The following is a 20157-nucleotide window of genomic DNA, read 5'->3' as shown; positions in this document are numbered from 1 at the left end:
GGCTCCCTGAGTGGGGGCGCGTTTAGTCAAATTATCGGTTTGTGAAAAAATGTTATCGGTAAAACCCGCCCCTACACCCCGGCTTTCAGACGTGCCATGCCACGTCTGGAATATTGCTTTCAGCTTAAGTTGACACCAATGGTTTAGGTAGGGTCTGCTGCACAAGTCGGAAACCCTTAGATTTCAATGCTTTAAGGAAGTTTTTCGGCTGATCAAGTGCCAGAAAATAAGACAGGATTTGTAAAAAACCTAGCACCATAGCGAGGAAGACACTCGCAGGACAACGATTCTGGGTTGGACTAAACCTTCTTCCCTCCTGCATAAAAGCCTCCTGCCTCCTGCCTCTTCCCCCACCACAACACTTATTCAGCAGCCCCTAGGTATTTTCTGGTTGCTATTGATGGTAATGTTTGTGCAGAACCCGCCCTGATCGATCCTTCGCTTAAGGACATAATTTTGAGGAATCCATGAACAATTTTTAACTGCTAAATACCTGAGCCAAATCTTCATTGGACGTTCCCAAGATGCGTGCCAATCGATTCAGTTCGCTATCACTGAATCCATCCCGTACTTCGATTAACTCTTCCACGGATTTTCCCAAGATTCGGGATAATGACTTAAGCTGACTATCCGGAATATCTTTACCTTGGAAAATATCTTTAAGTTGTTGCGGTGCTAATTTGTAAGAGGCACAAAACCGCACAAATTCTCGATTACTAATATCGAGAGCTTGCTGTCGTTCTCTGAGTAAGAACGCGATTGCACGAGCTCCATGTTCCGGACGTTTAGCTTTGTCCAGATAGTCCTGGATACGCCTGTCGAGATGATTCATGCTAATCCCAGCTTGTTTAAGCAAGTCGATACAGGCTAGTTTTAAGGCTTTGTTTAACATTTCATTTTCTTCGTGGAGTCGTTCGTACTCATTAAAGATTTCCACCATCTTCGCCGCAAATTCTGGCGTACAAAACCCAACTTCCATATCCTCGCAGGAAATGGCAATATAGGAGCGGTAGTGATTCAGTTGTAAACGCAATGTCTGGTTATTTGGGCGCATAAGTCCAACGTTTTTAGTAAAAAAACTATTCTAGGGGAGTTATTTGACCAATTGTGCCAAAGTATAGTTCATACCGATAGTGGCGTAGAATGCAAGAGTTAACAATATAGCGCCTCCGCCAAAAAATTGGTGATCTTGCCCTCCAACCTGACTTAGGGTGAATACGATATTCTAGTACACCCTGTTTCCCAATCAGGAGATAACCTGATTGTCTGTTACATCGACATTTTGACATACTCCCCCGCTAGACGACTGTTAGCAAGGGTGTTTGGGAAGCTGAGGAAGCTGGAAGATGGGGAGATGGGGGAGATGGGTGAGAATTCAATGTGTAGGGGCGGGTTTCACTACTACCTTTTCGATTGCACCCATAAGTGACTAAACCCGCCCCGATTTTCGCAGATTTCCAGACGCCCCGTGAAAAGTCAGCCCCTGCACATTGGTCAGGGCGGGTTTTGTACAAACGTTATTATCAATCGCGACAAGAAAGTCCCTAAACCCGCCCCTACATACTCAACACTTATGCAGGAGAGTCTTGATTGCACAAGCGTTGTAATGTAGTGGTAAAGTCGGGGTAGGAAATGGTTGCGGCTTCAGCACCGTGGATGGTGGTGATCCCGTGGGCATTGAGAGCCGCGATCGCAAGACTCATGGTGATCCGGTGATCGGTATGACTGTTAACCTCTGTACCCGTTAGCGGCGTGTTCCCGGTGATTTCTAATCCATCGGGGAGTTCGGTAATTTTTGCGCCCATCCGGTTTAACTGAGACGCCATAACCGCGAGGCGATCGCTTTCTTTGACGCGAAGTTCGGCGGCGTCGCGAATCACCGTGGTTCCTTGGGCGAAAACCGCCGCAACTGCCAAAATGGGAATCTCATCAATTAGACGGGGAATTAAAGCCCCAGAAATCTCACAAGCCTGAAGACGACTATAGCGAACTCGGATATCAGCAACCGGTTCTCCCGCCACTACCCGTTGATTCTCCAACTGAATATCTGCATTCATCATCGCCAATGCGTCTAAAATGCCTGTGCGGGTGGGATTAACACCGATATTTTCAATCAGTAAGTCAGAATCTGGGACAATCGCCCCAGCGACTAACCAAAAGGCGGCGGAACTAATATCTCCGGGAACAATAACCGTTTGTCCCTGGAGTTGCGCCGGACCTGTGACTGTGGCACTGTGGGTGTCTGGGTCAACCGTGATTTTAGCACCAAATGCCTGAAGCATCCGTTCACTATGGTCACGAGACAAAGCAGGTTCTGTTACCGTTGTTTCCCCTTCAGCCATTAATCCCGCTAACAGGATACAGGATTTGACTTGAGCAGAAGCGATGGGGGAATGGTAATGAATCGGCTTGAGGCGTTGTCCCTGAATCGCTAGGGGTGCTAATGAACCATTTCCCCGCCCCCAGATTTGGGCGCTCATTTGTTGCAGCGGATGAACCACACGAGACATGGGGCGCGATCGCAAGGAATTATCTCCGGTTACCGTAAAAAAGCATCCAGGGTGGGAAGCTAAAAGTCCCAGCATCAGCCGCAGAGTCGTCCCAGAGTTGCCCGCATTTAAGATATCCAGAGGTTCTTGTAATTCTCCCACACCCACGCCGTTAACGATAACCTCGTCGGCGTTCAGTTCCGAAATAGTCGCCCCCATCCCTTGGAAACAACGGGCGGTACTGCGCGGATCATCCCCCAATAGAAGTCCTTGGATGCGGGTTTCCCCTTGCGCGATCGCACCCAACATTAAAGCACGGTGGGAGATAGACTTATCACCAGGAACCTGGAGAATCCCTTTCAGGAACAATCCCGATGGTGGGCGAGTGATAATTAAATCGAGTTGAGTTTCGATTTGCTTCAGGGTGACAACCGTAAGGGGCATAGGTATGGAGGGGTTTAACAGGGGGATTTAGAATTGTATCAAAGATAATTGTATCGGGGAAATGTAGAGACGTGCCATGGCACGTCTGGGATTAGGGGAAGATGAATGATCCATGATTATGTAGGGGCGGGTTTCACAACTATCGTTTTTTTCCGCCCTAATGTCATTAAACCCGCCCCGCCCAAATGATGAATACTCTGTTCCCTGTTCCCTGTTCCCTGTTCCATAACAAATGACAAATGACAAATGACGAATAATGACTAACTCAAAATTTTGGAAACCCGTTTATCAACTGTTTAAACCCGAAGATCCCCTAGAAAAAGTGGAAGATATTCGGGATTTTTACGTTTCGCGATCGGATAGTCCCGTTGACCATTTAGTCAACGCCTTAGAAATGGAAGATGACCCCGCCAAATTTTTACTATCGGGTCACACAGGTAGCGGTAAAACCACAGAATTACACCGTGTTGAACAGTGTTTAGCTGATAACTATACCGTAATCTGGATTGACACCGCCACCGCCCTTGACCGTTACAATATCGGTTATGCCGAAGTTGTCGTCTTAATTGGTCAAGAAATTTGTCGTCAAGCGATTAAACCAGGGTGGTGGTCACGCAAAGATGATCGTTTACTCAAGGATTTAGAAGATAGTCTCAAAACTGTTATTTATCAAGATAAAACCAACTCTGTTGAAGGACTCGCCCTACCCGATTTACTGACAAAAATGGGCATGACCCTAAAATTAGGGCTAACGCGAGAAATGACAAGAAGCTTGAATATTCGCCCACTGTTAAGTGAAATCATCGCTAAAGTTAATGCAATCATTCAAGCAGCAGAAAAGGATAGAAAGCAAAAACTATTAGTCATTGTCGATGGATTAGATCGTCATGATCAGATGACCGCCTTAGAAATGTTTGCCAGTCCCCTGCTGACAGAACTAAATTGTCATATTATCTATACCATTCCTATTTCCCTGCGGTATTCTCCCAGTTTTCGCCAACCGATGCAACGATTTCAAGACTGTTTAGACTTAGCGAATATTCCCGTATTTGAATGTGACGCCAATTTATGTCCCACAACCCAGCCGGATCAGATGGGGCGAAAAATATTGAAACAAGTGATTGAAAAACGGTTAGCGCGATTAACGAACTACAACACCCAAGATTTGTTTACCCCAGAAGCCTTAGAACTCTTGTGTGAAAAAAGTGGGGGAGTGATGCGAGATTTAATTCGTTTAGGGCGAACAGCCTATCAAGTCGCGGTGAAACAGAAAGCTACCTTTGTGGATAAAGTTGTGGCTGAACAAGCGGTGAAAGAAGAACGACAAGCCTATACCATTAGTGATTATCAGTTCCCGGAATTAGCCGCAATTCACCGAACTGGATGATTAACCACAAAAACCCATACCTTGCCGAATAAAGGAGAGTTTGTGATTAGCGATGAACTCCTGCAAAATAAATTTGTTTTAGGCTATTACGATAAAAATCAGAATCCTTGGTTTGATGTAAATCCGATATTAATTGAAGACTTACAGCGATGGCAAGCAACTCAAGGGTGATTTGTCATTTGTCATTTGTCATTCGTCATTCATCCTTCGTTATTCGTTATTCGTAGGGTGGGTTAGGCGGTGTTAAATTGAGGAGACAACCATCTAATTCAATATCCGCCGTAACCCACCAAAAATCTGACAGATAAAACATACTATAACAGCTCAAAAAATTAATCGTGATATCCAGGCTGAAAGAGATTCATGGTACAGCTAAATTTACCAGATTTTGCTAAGGCATAATAATTAAAAATATTAACGTTGAATTTAAATCAATTGTAGGGTGGGTTAGGCGGTGTTCAATTTAGGAGATAACCATTTAATTAGATATCCGCCGTAACCCACCAACATCCTGAAATGTCATCATATAAAATCTCGGATGACCTCATTTTTAATCCAACCGCAAACGCCTTACGTAGGGGCGCACCGACGTGCGCCCTATCACCAACGTGCGCTTATCCGTTTGTATCATCAGGGATTTTGTTGGGTTTCCTTCGTCAACCTAACCTACAATTAAATGCATTTCCACCCTCATCCCCTAACCCCTTCTCCCATCAAGGGAGAAGGGGAACCATAACTCGACGTAAAAAAACATAACACCCCAACACATCAAAATCATCTACAATCAAACTAAGCATCAGGACGGATTGACCATGGCAATCGACATCAACAATCTAACTCAACCTGACCAGGAAACCTTAGACGATTTAGCCACCACCCTAGAATTATCCGACGGGACAACCATTGTCTTTGCCATCGCCCCCGAAAGCGCCCCCAATCATCCCGTCGTCGAACAATTAAAATTCGTTCTCAACCCCGATGAATTTCAGGTTGAGAACTTCTTTTATAGTCAAGAGTCTCTGATTGCGTTTCTCTATGCTTTAGACAAGAGAATCCCGGTTAACCCAGACGCAAAAGACGAATCCAAACGTCCAGTCATCATGGCGTTTGGGATTGAACAGTTACCTCGCCCCCGGATACTGAAGGAATTGAAACGATTGAATCTGGGGCGAGAGGCGCTGTTTTCACGGGAGGTTGTACTCATATTTTGGTTGAATAAGCGGGATTTTATCGAGACGTTTCGCAGTTATGCGCCGGATTTTTGGGATTGGCGGGAGAAGGTGGTGAAGTTTACCACTCGTCCGCCGTTGAATCCCCTACTTTATCCCTATTTAGAGAGTTTAATTGCCGAGAATTCTTATCTGAAAATGAGTGGCGTGATGCAAGTACAGCGCCAGGTTGATATTTTTTTAGACCAAGTTTATGTGTCTCTACAGGCGGAACGTCAGCAGCAGGTGACGGAGTTTAAGGGGGGGAGTAAGTTAAGTTTTGAAACACAGAGATACGCCGAGGTTAGCGCAGAGAGTCGCAGAGGGATGGAGTTTGCGCCGTCGGAAATGACGACAAAAACGGTGACGCATAAAGTGGATTTGGCGGAGGCGGTGAGGAGGTGTCACTATAGTGTGATTTTAGGTGATCCGGGGGCGGGAAAAACCACACTTTTGCGATATCTGGCGCTGCATTTTGCCATGGCGCAACGGGATGGGAAGGTGGAGGTTTTGGTGGAAAATGTAGAGACGTACCATGGTACGTCTGGGAATGCAGGAAATAAGGACGAATTGTCCCAATCTTCAGTCATCAATCCTGAATCATTGGGGAATACTCGTTTCCCGGTGTTTTTACGAGTTGCGGATTATGCGGAACGGTTGGTGAAACAGCCAGAGTTGAGTTTGTTAGCGTTTCTGGAATAATTTTATCAGCAGTGGGAAGCGGATGTTCGGGATGTGAACGATGAATGTAGAGACGCGCCATGGCGCGTCTCTACGCTGCTGTGTGAAAAGATGCGTCAGGGTGAATGTTTGGTGCTGCTGGATGGATTGGATGAGGTATTTAATCAGACTAGCCGTCAGCAGATTGTTAAACAAATTGAGGCGTTTGTTACCGATTATCCCGATAACAACTATGTGATTACCAGCCGGATTGCTGGCTATCAGGATGTTAAATTAGGCAGTCGCTTTACCCAGTTTACCATTACTCAGATGGAATTTGAGCAGGTGGAGCGATTCCTGCGTCGCTGGTGTTTGGCGATTGAAAAGGCACAGAAACCGGATGAAACGGAGGAGATTTGGCGACGAGAAGCGGAGAAAGAAGCCGAGGAACTGTTGGAGGCAATTCAAGGAAATGAAGGCGTAAAACGCCTCACCGGAAATCCCCTATTATTAACCATTTTGGCATTAATTCATCGCAATGGGTCGCGCCTCCCGAATCGGCGGGTGGAACTGTATGCGTTGGCGGTGAAAACGTTGATTGAAGATTGGCAATTGAGTAAGAATTTACCAGATGCGCCGCAGGTGGTGTTGCGGGAAAGTGAGGTCATTGAACTTTTAGCACCTCTGGCGTATTGGATGCATGAGGAGAAACCATCGGGGTTAATTACCCAAGCGGAAGCGGAAGCACAGTTAGGGGAAAAATTGGCAGAGTTAAATGATGAAGATGCGGAAGCGGATAGTGTGAAAAAAGCCGTACAGGAATTTTTGCGGCGGGTACGGGAAACGACGGGATTATTTGTCGAACGTGCGCCCAATGTTTATGGGTTTATGCATTTAACCTTTGAGGAGTATTTTGCAGCGCGGTATATTGCCGATAATGACGTGAGTGAGATTTTGGAGATTATCCAGAAACACCAGGATGATGCACGTTGGCAAGAACCGATTTTATTGGCATTGGGGTATTTGGGAATTCATAGTCCTAAGCGGGTGACTCGGTTAGTAGAACGGTTATTTAAGGGGTTGGACGAGTATCAACCTGTTCTGGAAGAGGGAGAGATTCAGGTTAAAAATTCTTCATCGAGTGAGCCAATTTTACAGTGGTCAGGTTTGGCGGAAGATGGGACAATTTCCCCGCGTGAATCTGCATCGATATTGAAAGAATTGCTATTTGCGGGTCAGGTTGTGGCTGAAGTTGAGGTGAATAGCCGGATTCGGTCAAAGGTGATTGAGAAGTTAGGTGTGACCTATTTGGGATTGGATGAAGAGTTTGAGAATGAAACGATTAAACAGGTACTGAGATTGCTGCGGCAAATTGAACGATTTAATCAGAAAGGGGAAGTGATCCGTTATTTGCGTCAAGCGGTTGAGGAGGCTCAAGAAATAGCGGAACAACGAGTGAAAGCACAGTCAGCTATTTTATATGTGGCTTGTGGTGAATCGGGTGCGGGATTGGTGGATTGTGCGACAGAGATTGTTAATCAGTTAGAACCGACACTGTTTTGTTCGATTAAATATTTAGTGCAAGAATTAGGGGAAGAAATGACTTCGGCGTTAGAGGTAACCCGACAAAATCAGAGTGGTGAGTTAATGGGATTAACCTTTCTCACCGGGATGTCTTACCTGCGAAGCAAACATTATAAGAAAGCCATTCCTCTTTTAGAAGAGATAACGGGTCAAAATAACAGTGGGATTCAGACTTATCTTGATTGGTCACTGGCTACGGCTTATCAGGGAGTCGAGCAATTTGACCAAGCGATTAATACGTATCAAGCCTGCTTGGAAAAGTTAGGTCAAGATATTGAGCCAATAGCATTGTCAATGTTCTGGATGGATTTGGGAGTTTGTTATCAATTAAATAAAAATTATGAACGGGCAATTAACTGCTTTGAGCGAATGTTGACGAAGGTCAGAGAGGTTGATAAACCAAGAGATGAGTCACTTGCACTTTATCACATAGGGAGAACCTATCAAATTTGGAAAAAATACGAACAAGCAATAGATTATTACCAAAAAAGCCGTGCAATCGATGAACAATTAGAAAAACAGCAGGATGTCATTAGCCAGTGGTACTGGTTAGCTGATTGCTATCAAGACTGGGGACAGTATGAAAAAGCAATTGAGTGCCAACAAAATTGTTTAGCACTTAGCCAACAGCTTAATGACAAAACCAATGTCGCGAATGTCTACTATGAGCTTGGTTGGCTCTATCAGAATTGGGGCAAATATTCTGAGGCGATCGCACATTACAAACAAAGCTTAAAACTCAATGAGCAATTAGGAAAACATCAGTATGTCGCTAATCAGTGGGACTGGTTAGCTGATTGCTATCGAGACTGGGGACAGTATGAGAAAGCGATAGAGTGTCAACAAAAATGTTTAACGATTCGTTACCAGCTAAATGACCAACCCAGAATCGCTTTAGCCTACTATCAATTGGGTAGAATCTATCAAGATTGGCGCAAATATGAAGAGGCGATCGCACATTACCAACAAAGCCTTAAGAGCTATAAGCAATTAGATAAACAGCAGGATGTGGCTAATCTGTGGTACAGACTAGCTGTTTGCTATCGCAACTTGGGACAATATGAGAAAGCCATAGAGTATCAACAAAAGGATTTAGCCATTCGCCAGCAGCTAGATGACCTATCAGATATCGCTTTAGCCTACTATCAATTGGGTAGAATCTATCAGGAATGGGGCAAATATTCTGAGGCGATCGCACATTACCAACAAAGCCTTGAACTCTATGAACAATTAGACAAACAGCAGAATGTCGCTGGTTTGTGGTACAACTTAGCTGATTGCTATCGAGACTGGGGACAATATGAGAAAGCGATTGAGTGTGAACACAAGGATTTAGCGATTCGCCAGCAGCTTGATGACCAACCTAATATCGCTTTAGCCTACTATCAATTGGGTAGAATCTATCAGGATTGGGGCAAATATGAGGACGCGATCGCACATTACCACCAAAGCCGTGATTTATACCAGCAAATCGGTCACAATGAACGCACGGCTAGAAGTTACAGATACATTTGCAAAACCCAACGCCTCCTCGCCCAAAATACCCCCGACACTACCGCCGCCCTCACCCTCCTCCGCCAAGCGGAAGAAAACATACGCCAAAGCATACAAATTAATACCAAAAACGACTACAAAAAGAACCTGGGGTATGATTATATCGCCCTCGCCCTCGTCTACGCTGAACGCTTCCATCAACTCCCGGCGGATGATTCTAACTTATCGGAACAAATCAGCCAATTTCAAACCAACTACACCCTCGGCTTAACCCACTTCCGCCAACTCGGACAAACCGTAGATAGTGCTGAAGAAACACTGGATATTGCCCGCGCTTACTTACGAATTAACCCGATAAAATGGACAGGATGCACCGAATATAGAGACGAGACATCGCATATCTGGGAACCCCTAAAGCAAGCCGAAACCCTCACCCGCGCCGCCCTGGAAACATTCCAAGCCTATAACCGCCGTAAACTGCAAACCGCCGCGCAGCAACTTCTGGAGGAAATTGAGCAGCGCCGCGCCGACGATAACCAACCCAAAAGTTCATAGTTCGTAATAATGCGAACCGCTTTATTGACAAATTTACTCCATTGTGAATGTATCAAGACTGGAGTCATCTTCAAGAGATTTATGACTTGACAAAAGGATCTCGGTTATGTATTTAATTAAGGTTGGAAGAAAAAGAAAAAACGAAAAAATTAATGATTTTTGGTACAACGACTGAGTGGAGAATAGTGATAGCGACAGGGATGGCTATTCTTGCCTCCTCTATTAATCTGGGTGACACCAAGGCTCAATCTATCCCTAATCCCCAAACTATTTTGCTCGCCCAAACCTTTGGCGGAATAGAGCGAGAAATATCCCTTGATGAAGTACCCCTTCCAGTTATGGCGGCGGTGCGGACAGTGACGGGTGGTGAACCCACAGCGGCAAACATTGAAATGAAGCCGGATGGGTCAATAGTCTATGAATTAAGGGGTCAAAACCAGCAAGGCTTTGAATTCTGGGCTGATGCAACTCCCAATGGACAAATTGTTGAGGTAGACGAAGAAATTGAGCGGAGTGCTGTTCCGGAAGATGTGATCAAAGCGCTTAAACGGTGGGAACCAAACGCCTCCATCGTCAGTACGTGGCGCAGTACTCGTCTAGGGGAATTTGTCTATGAAATTGTTCTTGATAATGATTTCTGGTTTGAAATTACTGCGGATACTAAGCAAATCACGATTCATAGACTACAGCGTTCATAAGTCGGTGGAACAAATTAAAGTTAAATGCTGGGGAGCGTCATTTGTCCTTTGTCAGGATTTGAGGAGTATTGACAGACTTTAATAGAGTTGGGTGGAGTTATACCAACCGACTTCGGTGAGAAAATGTTCACAACGACGCCAGAGACTCATGAAGACATTTACATTGACGAATTGGTCGAAATTTATAGCTGTGGCATTAACCGCAACGACAATTCCGTTCACGACGAGTGCTGTTTATGCTCAAGTTCTGAAAGGGTTTGGGGCTTCGTTTCCTCAACCCCTTTACCAACGCTATAGCGCCGAATACGAACGGGAAACCGGCAAAACGTTTGAATACACAGCCATTGGCAGTGGCGGTGGGATTCGCAAATTTATGGAGCGAGCTGTGGACTTTGGGGCAACCACATTAATTCCGACTCCCATTGAGGAAAATCAAGTGGAAGATGGATTGCTGATGGTGCCGACTGGGGGAGGGGCTGTTGCTATTGTTTATAATCTTAAAGATGTCCCCACGAATATAAAACTTTCTCGTGAACAACTTGCCAAGATTTTTACGGGTCAAATTGGCAATTGGAAACAGGTGAATCCCCGCTTTCCGAATAAAGAAATTCAAGTGATTGTGCGCTCAGACAGTAGCGGTGCTACCTTTGTCTTGACGAAATACTTAAATAAAATTAGTGGGGGGAAGATAGAAGCCAGCCGAGAACCCGATTGGGGATTTGATATTTTTGCGGCGCGTCCCCAGGATAGTGGCGTGGCGGCAGAGGTGCGGCGCATTGATGGAGCAATTGGTTATGTTCAATCAGGTGTTGCTCAGAGGAATAATCTGCCTGTGGCTCGGCTGGAAAATCAAGCGGGTCGTTATGTTAAACCGACGTTAGCCGAAACCAAGAAAGCTCTGGAAAATGTCACGTTTAACCAGGATTTTACCACGGACAATATTAATGATCCAGAGGAGGGTTATCCGTTAGTCAGTTTAACCTGGCTACTTATTTATAAAAGATATCCGAATCAAACCCTTGTCCAAGAGACTCAAGATGTGTTGAATTGGATCATGACGCGGGGGCAAGAGTTTAATCAAGAGCTAGAATATACGAGAATTCCCGAAGATGTCGCCCAAAAGGTGATCGAAACAGCAAATACAGAATTGAAGGTTCGCCCCTATTAAAACTCTGGCTTTTCAGGGGAATAAACCAGGGAAACGGGGAATGTAGGGGCGGGTTTTACTACCATCTTTTCGGTTGCACCCAGATGTAATTAAACCCGCCCCTACACAGACGCCAGGTTACCTTGATAGTCGCGAAGGGTCTTGCATTATAGGCAGTGAAACGTCAGATGAAAAATTCGGGTTGGGGATGAGGAGGACTAAAGGAAAAATTATGAACAAACAGAGTGCGCTATTGCCAGTAACATCAGCTATACTGGGTTATAATCTCCTAATTGTATCCCCAGTTTCAGCACAAGCCGAGCCGATTAATCTGCCATTCGCTGATTCGCCGACACCCTCAACACTGGGGTTGCCCATTGAAGACGATAGCCAACCGGATTCCGCCCTGGCGCAAATCACTCCGGTGAGTGAATTACGCGATGTGAGTCCTAGGGATTGGGCGTATGAGGCATTGCGTAGTTTGGTAGAAAAATACCGTTGTTTAAGGGGTTCGAGTGAACAAACCTTTGAGGGCAATCGGGCGTTAACCCGTTATGAATTTGCGGCGACACTTAACCTTTGTTTGAGCAGAATTGAAGGGTTAATTTCTGAGGCAAACACCAATGGAATTAACCAAGAAGACTTAGCCACGGTGCAACGGTTACAAGCCGATTTTGCGACAGAATTAGAGACAGTGATCACGGAATTAGATACCCTAGATGCAAGAGTTGTGCGTCTTGAGGATCAGACATTCAGTACGACAACAATTCTACGCGGTGGTGTAAATTTTAGTATGGCGGGGGCGTTTGGCGATCGCCAGGCGGTTCCTAGGAGCGAAAATCCCTCAGAAGACTTGGATGAAACCCTCACCCTCTCATCCCTTGTCAGCCTTAGTTTGGATACTAGCTTTACAGGTAGAGATCGATTGCGAACCGGGATACTCGCGGGGAATGGGAATAATTTTGGCAGTAGCGTGACGGGAACCGATATGACTCGTCTGATTGGTGCGGTGAATACGGGCAATGATGTGATCATTGGTACCCTATTTTACGAATTCCCCCTCGGCGATCGCGGCATCATGGCGATCACGCCCGCTGCTGATTTTCCGACTCGGATTTTTCCGGCGCTGAATCCGGTGTCTTCTATTTCTAATTTTGGTGCTGAAAGCCCGATTTACTCCTTTGCCTTTGGTGCAGGAACCGTAGCCTACTACCAATTTACCGATGAACTAGCGGCTGGGGTAACCTATTTAACCACGTCGGGTAGTAATCCAGATGAGGGACTTTTCAACGGTCAATATACGGCTTTAGCTCAGGTAACGTTTACCCCATCAGACGAGTTGAGCATGGCGTTAACCTATGGTCGTTATTATGCCCCTGAACCCGGTTCAACGGTTAATATTACTGCGTCTAAGGGCAGTCAATTGGCTCAGTTACCTTTTGGTGGAAGTACTGCTACCTCCTCCAATGCTTTAGGTTTACAATCGACCTACAAGTTAAACGATCAGATGATTCTGGGCGGTTGGCTGAGCTACTTTCAGGCGAATGCGGAAGGTTCACCAACTGTGAGTGGTTTGAGTGGTTCATCTGGCGCCGATGCAGATATCTGGAGTTGGGCAGTTACACTGGCTGTGCTGGATGTGGGGAAATTAGGCAGTCAATTAAATTTTGTGGTTGGGATGCCGCCGAAAGTGACCCATAATGATATTGTTGAGCGAGAAGATGAGGATACCTCTTTACATTTTGAATTATCATATACTTATCCCCTGAGTGATCGAATTTTTATCACTCCCGGCTTGATGATGATTACCAATCCTGAACATAATGCAAATAATGATACTCTTTGGGTGGGATTGATGCGAACCAGCTTTAGTTTTTAGGTTGATGTCAAGGGAAGCCTGTCTCCTTTGTTGAACCCTGGGAACGTAGGCAGAGCCTTCTTTTTTAGTAACCCAATCTTCGATGCCAGCTACTATTTCAAAAGAACCACAATGCCTGTATGTATCTGGTCGCAGCACTAGGGTTCGGTTAATTCGGTTGAATCCTTTACGGGTTTTTCCTTGATGACCTGGTTGTCCTCCCGGTCGCCGTTTGCGTTTGTCTTTTTCCTTGTAGTGCGAGCATCTTGCTCGCTACTAATATCCATAGGATTTACGCAAAGCCTCTATGTGTAGAGTGCGATAGGGTCGCATAACGCACCTTTTCCACCTTATGTGGTGTGGCTGCGTAAGTCTTTATCCAATCTCACTGGAATGTTAAATCGGGTGCACGTCGGTAATCGGGCGCACGTCGGTAATCGGGCGCACGTCGGTGCGCCCCTACGATGAATGGTGCAAGATGTAAGGTTGATGCACTAAAGTGCTTACTACAAACCCAAAAAACATCAATGTCTAAATCTCAGCAAAATCCTATCTGTCACACCGCCCAGCCTAGTGCTGAATTTTACTCGATTTTCTCAGATGCCGAAATTTTAGATATCCTTCAAACTTTAGCCAACCGACGCGAAATTAGCCTCAAATATTTCTACAAAGGTCAAGGCGCAAACATCTGGGATAATTTTTATCTCAACTATCTGCGTCCACGCTGGTATCGACCTGTTAATCGGGAAATTGCCCTGTTAAACGATAATTTTGAAGTGATCACCCGCAAAATACACGCTGTCAACACTGTTAATCTTATCGATGTCGGCGCTGGCAATTCCTATCCGGTCAAACAGTTTATTCGTCGGCTGCATCGCTTAGGCAAAATTACTCGATATATTGCCTTGGACATTAGCGAAGACTTACTCAAGGTATCCCAGCAAAATATAAAAAAATGGTTTCCTCACATCGAGTTTATCAGCGACAGGATTGATATAGAAAATCATTCACTATCCCAAATCTTATTAAACCATCAGGTAAACCTAAAAACTGACGATACCGCCCAAATTATTTTGCATTTAGGCGTAACTATGGGCAATCATCACAATAGAACCGCAGTCCTGCAAAATTTTAGAGACAGTATGGGATACAATGATGTCCTTGTCTTCACTAACGAAATTGGTTCTAACTGTCAATGGGATGGAACGGTGAGAGGGGGGTTAAAGTATCATGTAGATCAAGTCTATGCTTGGGTAAAAAAGGCGATGGGGATTCGAGCAGAAGACTGTGAACTGGTGCGAAAGTATGACCCGAAAACTGATAGTATTGTGGCGATGATTAAATTTCGTCAGAACTATCGGATAAATTTTAGGTTAATGGGAGAGGATGAATGTCTTGAAATTGCTGAAGGTGAAGAGATTGCGATTTGGAGACAGCATAAGTTTGAAATACCTGAACTGGTGCGAGAAATAGAACAGGCTGGACCCCAACTTATCCACTACAAGACTGACAACTATTCATCGAATATTATGGTAATTTGTGAGATTGATAAGCTGTCATGCATTTAAATTGGGTATTAGTAGCGAGCAAGATGCTCAATGTCGTGAGCAAGATGCTCACACTACTACGTCTTGGCGATTCATCTGGTCGGTCAATCAGAGATTCGACGGCTCGCCGAAGTCTGAGCGCTCGCCGAACGTCTGTGAGGCTTAGAGCCGATAAGCTGATAGTATTTATACTGACATCCTACCCGCGCCAGAAAAAGCGAACGGATGGTGCGCCGTTTCCCTAATAATCATGGCTAAGAAATCGAAGACAACGACCGAGGTTAGTCTGAGAGACCCTAAATACTACTTCAACCGGGAACTCAGTTGGTTGGAATTTAACGATCGCGTTTTGCATGAAGCCCTCGATTCCCGAACTCCACTGCTGGAACGCTTGAAGTTTCTGGCAATCTTTAGTTCAAACCTGGATGAATTCTTTATGGTTCGGGTGGCGGGTTTGAAGCAGCAGGTGGAGGCGGGGGTGACATCCCTAACTGCCGATGGTCGCACACCTAGCGCTCAATTGGATGGGATTAATCAGCGGTTACTTCCCATGATTAAGGAACAACATGAACATTTTGAACAAATCCTGCGACCATTATTGGCACAACAGAGGATCTACCTGCTGGAGTACATGGATTTGAACTCCGAACAGCGGACTTATTTGCAAAACTACTTTGAGGAGCAAATTTTTCCGGTTCTGACGCCGCTAGCGGTTGACCCTAGCCATCCCTTCCCCTATATTTCCAACCTGAGTCTGAATCTAGCGGTGGTGGTGAAAGATCCTGAGGAGGGCGAGGAATTTTTTGCCCGGGTGAAAGTTCCCAAAGTCTTACCTCGATTTGTCGCCCTTCCCGAACCGTTACGAGAACGGCAAAAGGGAAAACCTGCCCTCTGGATGGGCGTCCCCTTAGAACAGGTGATTGCCCATAATTTAGAATTTCTGTTTCCAGGGATGAATATTCAAGAATATCATCCGTTTCGGATTACTCGCAATGCCGACTTAGCCGTCGAGGAAGATGAAGCAGATGACCTACTTTTAGCCATTGAAGAGGGACTGCGGAAACGACGCTTAGGGGGTTCAGCCGTCCGCATGGAAATTCACGCGACTGTACCCGAAACCTTACGGGAAACCCTGATGCGGGAGATGGGACTCGAGGACAGTGATGTCTACGAAATTGACGGCTTATTGGGACTAGGGGATCTGATGTCCTTTATGGGATTACCCCTACCGGAACTCAAAGACACACCCTGGACACCCGTCATGCCTGTCGAGTTGCGATCGCTCTCTGGGGAAGACGATGGCGAGGACTTCTTTAGTATTATTCGCCAACGGGATTTATTTGTCCACCATCCCTACCATTCCTTTAGCGGTACCGTGCAGCGATTTATTACCCAGGCGGCGGATGACCCAAACGTACTGGCGATTAAAATGACACTCTATCGCACCTCTGGCGATTCCCCAATTGTCAATGCTTTGATTAAAGCCGCCGAAAATGGCAAGCAGGTGGCAGTTTTGGTGGAATTAAAAGCCCGTTTTGATGAAGAGAATAATATCCTCTGGGCGCGTAAGCTAGAACAAGCTGGGGTTCATGTAGTTTATGGGATTATTAAGTTAAAAACCCATACCAAAATCGTACTGGTGGTGCGTCAAGACGAGAAGAGGATTCGCCGCTATGTTCATATTGGCACGGGAAACTATAACCCGAAAACAGCCAGAATTTACACGGATTTAGGACTCCTAAGCTGTCGTGAGGATTTAGGGGCAGATTTAACTGATTTATTTAATTTCCTGACGGGATACTCTCGCCAGCGCTCCTATCGCAAGTTATTAGTCGCCCCGGTGAATTTACGCGATCGCATGACAACGATGATTCAGCGGGAAATCGAGCATTGTCGCCAGGGAAACACAGGGCGCATTGTTGCCAAAATCAATTCGTTGGTCGATCCCAAGATTATCGCTACCCTCTACGAAGCCTCCCAAGCCGGCGTACAAATTGATTTAATTGTCAGGGGAATTTGCTGTTTGCGTCCTGGTGTCGTGGGCGTTAGCGATAATATTCGCGTCATTAGTATTATCGGTCGCTTTTTAGAACATTCGCGGATTTATTACTTCTATAATCAGGGTGATGAAGAAGTTTATATTGGCAGCGCTGACTGGATGCGTCGCAACTTAGATCGACGAGTTGAGGCGATTACACCGATAGAAGATCCAGAGATTATCAAAGATTTGCAAGAAATCCTAGCCATTATGATGGCAGATAATCGCCAAGCTTGGGAATTACAACCTGATGGACGTTATATCCAACGTCAACCGGAGGATGCGAAAGAGCAATGCGCTCAAAAGATTTTCATGGAGATGGCGAAGGAATCAGCAAAGGAGGCGGCGGGAATGGCTTAGTTAGGGGCTGCTGAATAAGTTTTGTGGTGAGGGGGAGCTGGGGGAGCTGGGGAAGCTGGGGAAGCTGGGGAAGCTGGGGAAGCTGGGGAAGCTGGGGAAGCATATCACAGACTTAGCACTGCTCATTGATAATTGATAACTGTTCACTGATCACTGTTTATTCTAGAATCTAAAACTATAGCGTTAGCTTAGTTTTAGTTCTTCAATTCCAGCCTTCAATCGCAGGCAGTAAAATCTTGCTCAGAGGATGTTCGATGTACTCTTGCAATCTGGTAATTCCGGCGCTTTGTACTGCTTCTATCACCCTGGATTTTAGAGAACGATTACTCTCAATCTGTTTAATCGCGGCGGCGACAGCAATCACTTTTTCTAATGGTGTACTTGTCGGGCAAGTTTGGCTCAATTCCTGCAAAAGTTGCTGAATTTCTGCGGCGACTTCTAACCATTTAGGTTGGGAAAGATTCTGATCCAGTTGTTCTAGAATTCGGTGAACTTCGGATACCGCCTGTTGTAGATTCGGTGGGATAGTCGGGCTTTCACTTAGGGAAGAAGACGGGAAACTTGGGTCTGTTCCCTGGGAAACGCTAGGTGTTACGGTATCATAAACGGGCGGTTGAATGTCTACTTTAATCGGTGGTGCGCCAGTCGTTGCGGTGTAATTGATCGGCGGTTGGTGGGGCTGTTGGATTTCAACTTTCACCTCTGGTGTACTAGCGGATATATTCGGGTTTGGAGTTGGAGAAGCTTGAACTGGAGCAACCTCTGGACTAACTTTGACTTGGACGGTGTTAAGATGCTGACGCCATAACTGAGTAAACTCTCCCGGAGCAAAACTTCCCTGATTGGGATGGCGTTTTTGTTGACCCGTTTGCAAATAAATATAATCACAAATTACTTCGTCCAAGTTGGTGGCGCTGTTGATTTGCCAGTCCTGTAAACAGGTTCCCGTTAAGATAGCTTTGTTAAAGTTTGCCGATAAGACTTGGGTTTTTTCTAAATTGGCTTCACTGAGATTTGCCATCCGCAGATTCGCTTCACTTAAATTTGCCACTTGCAGATTCGCTTCACTCAAATTAGCACCACTGAGGTTAGCCATCCGCAGATTCGCTTCACTTAAATTTGCCCCACTGAGGTTAGCAATTCTCAGATTCGCTTCACTCAGGTTAACCGCCGTAAGATTAGCATCAATAAAGTTGACTAAGGTTAAATAAGCTCCGTTTAAATCCGTGCCCGTCAGGTTAGCTAAATTTAGGTTAACCCCTCTCAGGTTAGCCCCCCGGAGATCGGCGCTCCTGAGATCCGCACCCTGGAGATCCGCATCACTGAGATTTACCATCCTCAAATCAGCATTCTGAAGGTTCACCCCACTCAAGTTTGCTTCATTGAGATTCGCTCTACTTAGCTGTGACTGACTCAAATCGGGTACGAGTTGTGGATTCTCTTCCCGCCACTGATTCCAGGTTTCTACGCCTTGTTTGAGCAAAGCCGCATGTTCTTCATTTGCCATTGACTGCTAACCTCTTCACTTGCCCTTTTGTCGCAGCTTAGCTCAAGAAAACAGTAACATACAAGAGTCTATAGACGCGCCATGACGCATCTTTCTAAAACTAAATCGCGATTATCTCCGGAACCTCAAGAAGTAAGCCGGAGCAGGATAGCGGACAGTCTGCGGGTTTTGACGCCCTCGCGGAGTCGAAGCGTCAATATCCCGTAGACTGTCAACTACCTCTAGAGTGCGCTTGAATGTATTCTTCCAGAACCTTGAGCGGCGCACCTCCAGCCGAACGAATATAAAGCTGATCGCCCCATAATCCTTTTTTCCAGTTTTTAAAGTAAGGCTTTAAGTCAGACTCAAACTCCTTTCTAAGAACTCTACTAGTTGCCGATTTGATTGAACCCAATAAAGTCGAAATATTATTGGCGGGGTGTAAATCAATCAGTAAGTGGATATGGTCAGGCTCTCCCTCACACTCTAATAGCCAAGATTTGTTTTTTATTAGTACATGAGCTGCAACCTCCTTGAACTTCTCAATCATTTGCCCTGACAAGGCTTTGCGTCGGTAAGCTGTGACGAAGTAAGTGTGCAACTGAATTGAATAAACACAGTGAGCGCCTTTGCGGTATTGGGTTGTCATTTGTTCGAGTGAACTGTAAACTGTAAGTATGCTAACACGTCGAACTACTTTTAGGCTCTACCCAACCAAAACCCAATGTGACCAACTCCATTGGGCTAGAAAAATGCACTGCGACCTTCACAATGCAGCAATTGCTAACCGAAGGACGCAGTATAAACGCTTTGGACATTCTGTTGACTATTTTGAGCAACAGAATTGTTTACCTGAGTTTAAAAAGGTTTGGGTTGAATATGCCGAATTAGGTTCTCAGACGTTGCAAGCTACATTAAAGCGGGTTGATTTTAGCTATAAACGATTTTTCAAGGGATTGGGTAAGTATCCCAGGTTCAAAGCAAAGCGGCGATATAGTGGCTGGACATATCCCAATAAGCAAAGCTGGAAGGTTTTGTCTAATGGTAAAAACGGTTACTTAGAACTGAGAGACCTTGGTTTAAAGATTCAAATGCGGGGTCAAGCTAGAACTTGGGGAACTCCAACAACCTGCACAATCTTTTTTAGGAACGGTAAGTGGTATGCGTCAATTACCGTACAGTGCAACCCGACTCGCCAAACA

Annotated in this window: 15 protein-coding genes; 10 read left to right on the top strand and 5 right to left on the bottom strand. The window is 45.4% G+C overall.

Annotated elements, in window-relative coordinates:
- Positions 1 to 478 precede the first annotated feature (478 nt).
- The 3 genes from RIG27_RS15125 to aroA form a co-directional block, all read right to left on the bottom strand.
- The gene (locus RIG27_RS15125; protein WP_446346421.1) at positions 479 to 1054 is read right to left on the bottom strand and encodes a hypothetical protein; all 576 of its coding nucleotides are present in this window, start codon (positions 1052 to 1054) and stop codon (positions 479 to 481) included.
- A 244-nt stretch (positions 1055 to 1298) separates the two neighbouring features.
- Positions 1299 to 1514: a hypothetical protein gene (locus RIG27_RS15120; RefSeq protein ID WP_446346419.1), complete on the bottom strand. Its 216-nt coding sequence runs from the start codon at positions 1512 to 1514 to the stop codon at positions 1299 to 1301.
- 57 nt (positions 1515 to 1571) lie between these two features.
- Positions 1572 to 2933 (bottom strand): 3-phosphoshikimate 1-carboxyvinyltransferase, encoded by a 1362-nt coding sequence (gene aroA, locus RIG27_RS15115; RefSeq protein WP_446346417.1) that lies wholly within the window; start codon positions 2931 to 2933, stop codon positions 1572 to 1574.
- 256 nt (positions 2934 to 3189) lie between these two features.
- On the opposite strand from aroA, the gene RIG27_RS15110 reads away from it, so the two are divergent.
- From RIG27_RS15110 to ppk1, 9 genes are all read left to right on the top strand, one after another.
- Positions 3190 to 4320 (top strand): P-loop NTPase fold protein, encoded by a 1131-nt coding sequence (locus tag RIG27_RS15110; RefSeq protein WP_446346415.1) that lies wholly within the window; start codon positions 3190 to 3192, stop codon positions 4318 to 4320.
- A gap of 21 nt (positions 4321 to 4341) precedes the next feature.
- Positions 4342 to 4491, top strand: a complete 150-nt coding sequence (locus RIG27_RS15105) for a hypothetical protein (RefSeq protein ID WP_446346413.1) — start codon at positions 4342 to 4344, stop codon at positions 4489 to 4491.
- Positions 4492 to 5132: 641 nt separating this feature from the next.
- Positions 5133 to 6230, top strand: coding sequence for a hypothetical protein (locus tag RIG27_RS15100; protein WP_446346411.1), 1098 nt, complete (start codon positions 5133 to 5135; stop codon positions 6228 to 6230).
- A 33-nt stretch (positions 6231 to 6263) separates the two neighbouring features.
- Complete coding sequence (locus RIG27_RS15095) at positions 6264 to 9821, top strand: tetratricopeptide repeat protein (protein WP_446346409.1); 3558 nt, start codon at positions 6264 to 6266, stop codon at positions 9819 to 9821.
- 152 nt (positions 9822 to 9973) lie between these two features.
- Positions 9974 to 10519, top strand: a complete 546-nt coding sequence (locus RIG27_RS15090; protein ID WP_446346407.1) for a hypothetical protein — start codon at positions 9974 to 9976, stop codon at positions 10517 to 10519.
- 148 nt (positions 10520 to 10667) lie between these two features.
- Positions 10668 to 11687: a phosphate ABC transporter substrate-binding protein PstS gene (gene pstS / locus RIG27_RS15085; protein WP_446346405.1), complete on the top strand. Its 1020-nt coding sequence runs from the start codon at positions 10668 to 10670 to the stop codon at positions 11685 to 11687.
- A gap of 211 nt (positions 11688 to 11898) precedes the next feature.
- Entirely contained in the window at positions 11899 to 13545 is a 1647-nt protein-coding gene (locus RIG27_RS15080) for an iron uptake porin (RefSeq protein ID WP_446346403.1), read from the top strand.
- Between the two features lie 506 nt (positions 13546 to 14051).
- Positions 14052 to 15092 carry an L-histidine N(alpha)-methyltransferase gene (locus RIG27_RS15075; protein WP_446346401.1) on the top strand — a complete coding sequence of 347 codons (1041 nt, stop codon included), beginning with the start codon at positions 14052 to 14054 and terminating at the stop codon, positions 15090 to 15092.
- Positions 15093 to 15321: 229 nt separating this feature from the next.
- On the top strand, positions 15322 to 17469 hold the full coding sequence (gene ppk1, locus RIG27_RS15070) for a polyphosphate kinase 1 (RefSeq protein WP_446346399.1): 2148 nt from the start codon (positions 15322 to 15324) through the stop codon (positions 17467 to 17469).
- 202 nt (positions 17470 to 17671) lie between these two features.
- Here the strand turns inward: ppk1 and RIG27_RS15065 are convergent, their stop codons facing one another.
- Complete coding sequence (locus RIG27_RS15065; protein WP_446346397.1) at positions 17672 to 18976, bottom strand: pentapeptide repeat-containing protein; 1305 nt, start codon at positions 18974 to 18976, stop codon at positions 17672 to 17674.
- A 211-nt stretch (positions 18977 to 19187) separates the two neighbouring features.
- On the bottom strand, positions 19188 to 19604 hold the full coding sequence (tnpA, locus tag RIG27_RS15060; RefSeq protein WP_446342521.1) for an IS200/IS605 family transposase: 417 nt from the start codon (positions 19602 to 19604) through the stop codon (positions 19188 to 19190).
- 103 nt (positions 19605 to 19707) lie between these two features.
- Here tnpA and RIG27_RS15055 point away from each other — a divergent pair.
- Positions 19708 to 20157: RNA-guided endonuclease InsQ/TnpB family protein (locus tag RIG27_RS15055; RefSeq protein ID WP_446346396.1), on the top strand; the 450-nt coding region annotated here is incomplete at its 3' end.

Source organism: Coleofasciculus sp. F4-SAH-05, assembly GCF_040222985.1.
In the GTDB taxonomy this organism is placed as follows: Bacteria; Cyanobacteriota; Cyanobacteriia; order Cyanobacteriales; family Coleofasciculaceae; genus Coleofasciculus; species Coleofasciculus chthonoplastes.
The sequence above is the reverse complement of the archived record's forward strand: the minus strand, read 5'-3'. Positions and strand labels throughout refer to the sequence as shown.

What these genes read in the sequence shown, in the direction of transcription:
- RIG27_RS15090 (WP_446346407.1), top strand. Translation starts at nt 9,974, where the DNA reads ATGATTTTTGGTACAACGACTGAGTGGAGAATAGTGATAGCGACAGGG.
- RIG27_RS15080 (WP_446346403.1), top strand. Translation starts at nt 11,899, where the DNA reads ATGAACAAACAGAGTGCGCTATTGCCAGTAACATCAGCTATACTGGGT.
- RIG27_RS15065 (WP_446346397.1), bottom strand. Translation starts at nt 18,976, where the DNA reads ATGGCAAATGAAGAACATGCGGCTTTGCTCAAACAAGGCGTAGAAACC.
- RIG27_RS15100 (WP_446346411.1), top strand. Translation starts at nt 5,133, where the DNA reads ATGGCAATCGACATCAACAATCTAACTCAACCTGACCAGGAAACCTTA.
- tnpA (WP_446342521.1), bottom strand. Translation starts at nt 19,604, where the DNA reads ATGACAACCCAATACCGCAAAGGCGCTCACTGTGTTTATTCAATTCAG.
- RIG27_RS15075 (WP_446346401.1), top strand. Translation starts at nt 14,052, where the DNA reads ATGTCTAAATCTCAGCAAAATCCTATCTGTCACACCGCCCAGCCTAGT.
- RIG27_RS15125 (WP_446346421.1), bottom strand. Translation starts at nt 1,054, where the DNA reads ATGCGCCCAAATAACCAGACATTGCGTTTACAACTGAATCACTACCGC.
- RIG27_RS15110 (WP_446346415.1), top strand. Translation starts at nt 3,190, where the DNA reads ATGACTAACTCAAAATTTTGGAAACCCGTTTATCAACTGTTTAAACCC.
- aroA (WP_446346417.1), bottom strand. Translation starts at nt 2,933, where the DNA reads ATGCCCCTTACGGTTGTCACCCTGAAGCAAATCGAAACTCAACTCGAT.
- ppk1 (WP_446346399.1), top strand. Translation starts at nt 15,322, where the DNA reads ATGGCTAAGAAATCGAAGACAACGACCGAGGTTAGTCTGAGAGACCCT.
- pstS (WP_446346405.1), top strand. Translation starts at nt 10,668, where the DNA reads ATGAAGACATTTACATTGACGAATTGGTCGAAATTTATAGCTGTGGCA.